Below are 1,240 nucleotides of genomic sequence, written 5' to 3'. Positions count from 1 at the left end.
GCGACAGCCGGTTCACCCGCTCTCGGTGCAGTGAACGGGGCAAGTGTGAGCAGCGTGGCAAGGGCGAGGCAGCGCAGCGCGTGCGGTGCTTTCTGGCGCGGCCTCCGTGACATCCGGATCATGGCACACTCCTTCGCCGGCCCGCGCACGGGCGATTGGGCGAATGAGCCAGTTTAGCACGGCTCCGGGCCCCGCATGAAACATTGATTATTATTTTGGCTCACGCGCTTGGCCGCCCCGACCTTGCGCAAGGGCAGGGCGCGCGCCATATTTCGCGGCAGCGGGCCCAACGGGGGCTCCGGGAGGAACCATGTCACTGATTTCACTTGCTCGGCGTGGCCGGGTCGTCGCCGTGGTCGCTGGTGCGCTTTTGCTCGTTCCCGTGCTGGCCGAGGCTCGTCCTGGTGGCGGCAAGGGTTTCGGCAGCCGCGGCACGCGTACCAATTCGGCTCCGGCCCCGACGAATACAGCGCCGACGGGCGCACAGCCTTTCCAGCGTAGCGCTGCTCCGACGCCGTCTCCGTCGATGGCGGGTCCGGCCGCTGGCGCGGCGGGTGCTGCCGCACAGGCGGCGCGTCCGTCCATGGCACGTAACCTGATGATGGGCGTCGGCGCCGGCCTGCTCGGCGCTGGCCTGTTCGGCATGCTTTCGGGCTCGGGCTTCTTCAGCGGCCTGGCTTCGCTGGCCGGCATCTTCGGCTTCCTGTTGCAGATCGCGCTGATCGGCGGCCTGATCTTCCTCGCGATGCGCTTCTTCCGGCGCCGGTCCGAGCCGCAGCTCGCCACCGCTGGCGGACCGATGTCGCGTGAGGCCGCCCAGCCTCAGCCGAATCCGCGCATGTCTGCGATGGGCGGCCTCGGTGGCGGCGCGCCGCGCGCGGCGTCCAAGCCGGTCGAGATCACGCTCGCGGGCGAGGATTTCAGCAGCTTCGAGCGGCTGCTCGGCGAAGTGAACACGGCCTATTCGAACGAGAACCAGCAGGTTCTCCGCGAGAAGCTGACGCCCGAAATGGCCGGCTATTTCGCTGATGACATTGCCGAGAACGCCGCCAAGGGGCTGGTTGATCGGGTCTCCAACGTCAAGCTGCTGCAGGGCGATCTCTCGGAAGCCTGGCGGGAGGACGATTTCGAGTTCGCAACCGTTGCGATGCGCTTCAGCCTGATCAACGCGCTGACCGAGCGCGCCACCGGTCGCATCGTCGAGGGCAATGCGACCGTCCCGCAGGAGGTCACGGAACAC

Annotated in this window: 1 protein-coding gene; it reads left to right on the top strand. The window is 67.8% G+C overall.

Going from position 1 to position 1,240, the window contains the following annotated elements:
• Positions 1–310: 310 nt before the first annotated feature.
• On the top strand, positions 311–1,240 hold a 930-nt coding region (locus AC1DRP_RS36595; protein ID WP_476771140.1), incomplete at its 3' end, for a TIM44-like domain-containing protein.

This window comes from Allobosea sp. 01N443 (assembly GCF_056399325.1).
This window is presented reverse-complemented; position numbering and strand designations above follow the sequence as displayed.